Source organism: Lancefieldella parvula (assembly GCF_963530955.1).
Lineage (GTDB): Bacteria > Actinomycetota > Coriobacteriia > Coriobacteriales > Atopobiaceae > Lancefieldella > Lancefieldella parvula_A.
In genome coordinates this window covers 1-4279 of record NZ_CAUSFQ010000104.1, presented here as the reverse complement: position 1 = coordinate 4279, position 4279 = coordinate 1, and the positions used below count along the sequence as shown (strand labels likewise).

At 43.0% G+C, this 4279-nt stretch carries 3 protein-coding genes and 1 pseudogene; 1 reads left to right on the top strand and 3 read right to left on the bottom strand.

Going from position 1 to position 4279, the window contains the following annotated elements; genetic code table 11:
* The 3 genes from RWJ43_RS06210 to tyrS all read right to left on the bottom strand — a co-directional run.
* Positions 1-556: sugar phosphate nucleotidyltransferase (locus RWJ43_RS06210; protein ID WP_314009006.1), on the bottom strand; the 556-nt coding region annotated here is incomplete at its 3' end.
* A gap of 2 nt (positions 557-558) precedes the next feature.
* Positions 559-2661, bottom strand: a complete 2103-nt coding sequence (locus RWJ43_RS06205) for a DUF6541 family protein (protein WP_314009005.1) — start codon at positions 2659-2661, stop codon at positions 559-561.
* A gap of 30 nt (positions 2662-2691) precedes the next feature.
* Positions 2692-3903: a tyrosine--tRNA ligase gene (gene tyrS / locus RWJ43_RS06200; protein ID WP_314009004.1), complete on the bottom strand. Its 1212-nt coding sequence runs from the start codon at positions 3901-3903 to the stop codon at positions 2692-2694.
* Between the two features lie 161 nt (positions 3904-4064).
* Between tyrS and RWJ43_RS06195 the strand changes: the two are divergent.
* Positions 4065-4279, top strand: a pseudogene (locus RWJ43_RS06195) (penicillin-binding protein); the annotation flags it as partial.

Genomic DNA, 4279 nt, shown 5'->3' with positions numbered 1-4279 from the left:
GCTCAGTAACACGCTGATCATAGAAATAGAGACCAGTTACGGCGTAGTTAGACTTTGGATGAGCTGGCTTTTCTTCAATTGAAATAGCGTTGTAGTTCTTATCAAACTCAACAACGCCAAAACGCTCTGGATCATCAACGTGATAGCCAAAAACTGTGGCACGACCAGCAGTTTGTGCCTGTTGAGCAGCTTTTCTCACAAGTCCTGAAAGACCGTTTCCATAGAAGATATTATCTCCAAGAATCAGAGCAGCAGCGTCATCACCAATAAACTCTTTACCAATAACAAACGCCTGAGCAAGTCCATCAGGAGAAGGCTGTTCGGCATAGCTGATAGAGATGCCAAAGTCAGAACCGTCACCTAAGAGTTTCTCGAAATTTGGAAGGTCACGAGGAGTAGAGATAACAAGAATGTCTCTAATCCCCGCCAGCATAAGCGTAGACAGAGGATAATAAATCATTGGCTTGTCATAAACAGGTAAAAGCTGTTTAGATGTAACGGTTGTCAGCGGATAAAGCCTGGTACCGCTACCTCCTGCAAGAATAATGCCTTTCAAAATTACTCCCCATCAATCGCTGTGATTCTATAAAGTTTATACGGTCCTTCTTCAAGTACCAACTCAAATCCTGGAGCACCATTATCAATATTGAGACCAGACCATACTCCTTCTTCTTTAGGCATAGTTGGGTACTGATCATCTGGATACATATTCAAACGAATAAAATACTGTGCGCCAACAGAACGAACGGCATCTTGAACCGATTTTTCATAAAACACGCGATTTAGCTTTTCTCTAATCAGCCTGCTTTCAGGTGACTCATTATCATTGTATTTAAACTTGTAGTACACGTTTAAACCATCTATCGCATAAGCAAGAGATGATCCATCAAATGGATTATTGAGTACAACTGAGTCCCCAACAATTTCTTTTACTCTTTGAACAAACGCCTGTTCAGAAGTGGAATAAGTCTTCCAGTCTTGTGGAATATATGACTCGCTCATCCAATGTAGACTCATCTGAAAACGACTTGGCTCATGTGTCTGAAACTGCAAAGGATCAACTGGGGTCCACAGTGCATATACGACAGGAATAGAAAGTAAAACTGCAAACGCACTCTTAAGAAGAGAAATTCGACTACGCGACAAACGTGGCTTATCGCTTGTAGCGGACTGAGCAGGTCTTACTGCATGTTTTACTTTTTGAAGTACAACTAAAACAGCAGAAACAATATCAATACCACCTTGTAAAACTAATGGCGTAGAGGTGATACACATGATGGCAGCAATACGCTCTGGGTCTGTGTACCAAAAGCCAATAAGAAAACGCTTTACATCTACGTTACCCATAAGTCCCACAACAAAGAAAATAGAAACAAAGAGCAGGCTGCAGGCATACCAACGAGATTTTTTAACGAGAAGAGCGTGGATAAAGCCAACCCAGAAAAGCACCGTACAAACTGCTTCTGGGACATTCATGATGAACGACTGAGTGGCAATATGCATAATTGAGTCAAGTGGGTTTATATCCCAACCCCAAAGAAAATGCACAACAGATTTCATAAAGCTGCTATTCAAAACAATGGTCCACATACCAATACAAAGGACAATACAGAGCGTCTCAAAAGCAACTAAGATAGCAACTTTATTCTTTTTACCTGAGCATTTATTGGTCACCATGCGTGGGATAAATGAAACTAACACGTAAGGGAACACCATAATTGCCCAGAAAAATGCACCATTTGGATGGCAAAAAACAATTCCCAAAAGTACCGAAATGAGCATGAAGATATCTGAAGCCTTCTGGGGTTTCTCGCCATGTTTATGAGAAGACGATTGCGCAATCGAATCAAGGAGTTGCACAAACAAATACACTGCTATAGGAACACAGCAGAAGGAAAGCATATTTGGAAACGGGCCATGTACTGTGAGCATGCGGACAGGAAATGCCATATTGGCAAATGCTGCAAAGGGTGCAAGTACTGCCGCTTGAATTTTCTTTCCAAAAATCTTTGAAACAAGCGCAAAAAGTCCTAATGGGTACACTAAGCCGGTCCACACCACATTAACGGCATTTTCTGCCATTCCAATTGAGCAGTGGGTAAGTAATGTAACTACTGAGGCAAAGCTGTGAAATGCCAAAGGATAATACCAAGAGCCCGAGAAAGGCTGTGGTGTAGAGAGCGGCAAACCGTCAAAAACAGATGCTTTTAAAGTCGAGAAGACACCTGTTTGAATAATTCTATTGATGTAAGAGATATGAGTGTAGTTATCGTCATATTGCAAGAAGTTATTTGGATTTCCAAGACCTCGATAAAACACATAACTTGCTGCGAGTGCGCCAAGACAAATAACAATGCAGACTCCAGGCAACGAAAGCGACAAAGAAGAATAGATCTTTTTGTGTAAAAGTCTCTCTGAGCCAAATCGAGTTGCTGCAATAAGGGCGAGAAAACATGCCGCAAGAGCAAAAAGCGGGATAAGCCCCTTGAGACCAAGAGGATACATTGCAATGCCCGCAACAATATAAAAAACGACGCTTAACGGGCCAGCCACGGCAAGCGAAAGCGCTCGTTTACCACCTGATAAACGAGCGCCCAGATATCCTGGAACAAAAACAATTGCTGTTGTAACTATAAGAACAAGAACAAATTGTTTCCACATGCGTATGCGCCCTTAGTTAGTGCTTCTGTTTTAGATGAGCTGAGCCCAGCGCTTCTTACCTGCCTGGAGAAGAGCCTTCTCAAGAACTGATGGTTCAACCTTATAGGTCTTTGCTGGAAGAGGTTGCTGATTAATCTTGATACCACCGCCATCAATGAGACGACGAGCCTCACCGTTACTTGAAGCAATCTCCACTTCAACCAAAATCTTTGGCAGGTAAATGAGACCGTCTTCATCTGCTTCAAGGGAAATTGCAAACTCTTTGACATCGTCAGGAACCTCATTGTTCTTGAACTGAGCATCAAAAGCTGCCTGAGCCTTAAGACCTTCTCCCTCACCGTGATAAAGGTCAACAATATTTCTGCCAAGAGCACGCTTGAGCTGGTAAGGATCAGCGGTGCCGTCCTCAAAGCTCTTATCGATTACATCAAGCTCATCAATAGAGAGCGTTGAGCAAAGACGGTAATACATTGGAATAATCTCATCGGTGATAGACATAACCTTGCCAAACATATCATTTGGCTCATCAGTTAGACCAATGTAGTTGCCATAAGACTTACTCATCTTCTTAGTACCATCAGTACCTACAAGAAGAGGCATGGTAAGCGCAATCTGCGGCTCCATGTCCATATCACGCATAAGGTCACGGCCAGCAAGCAAGTTGAAAATCTGGTCGTTTCCGCCCATCTCTACATCTGCCTTAATAACAACAGAATCATATGCCTGAAGAACTGGATAAATAAATTCATGGAGAGCAATTGGCTGTTGGTTGTGATAACGATTAGAGAAGTCTTCTCGCTCAAGAATACGAGCAATGGTGAACTTGCTCATAAGGCCAAGCATGGTCTCAAGATTCATAGGCTTAATCCAGTCACCGTTATGAACAACAGTGGTTCTTTCTGGATCAAGAATCTTCATAGCCTGGTTAACATAGGTCTCTGCGTTTGCATCCACCTGCTCTGCAGTGAGAGGAGGACGGGTAGAATCGCGTCCGGAAGGGTCTCCGATCAGCGCGGTGCCGCTACCAATAATCAAGGTGACATTATGGCCAAGGTCTTGGAACTGACGCATCTTGCGCAAAGGAACTGCGTGTCCCAGATGCAAATCAGGACTTGTTGGATCAACGCCAAGCTTGATATTAAGAGGAGTGCCCTTCTTGAGTTTTTCTTTTAGACCATCCAAAGGAACAATCTGCATAGTTCCTGAAGTAATAACACGGAGCTGTTCTTCTACTGAAAGCACTCTGTATCCTCTCAACGCAAGCCTGTTAAACCATATAGTTACTGCTTCAAATAGTATCAATTCAAAATGTTATCTATCAGAATACAACAGAGTTGTAACTCTTTATTCACTGAAACATAAATATCAGACTATAATAGTGAGAGCTATGACAAGGAGGCTCAATGGGTATTAGAACCCGTCGTGCACGTAAACACGCAAATACACATGCCGTAGGTTTTGGCATTGCTGGATTCTTTGGCTTTATGGCTCTTCTCGCGCTTGCACTTGCTCTTTCGTTGGGTGCAGCCGTCTCATCATGGCTTGAGGATCTTCCAGATTACAACTCTGCTGACGCTTACCTGGTAGCGGAACCAACCCGCGTCTATGACGCAAAGGG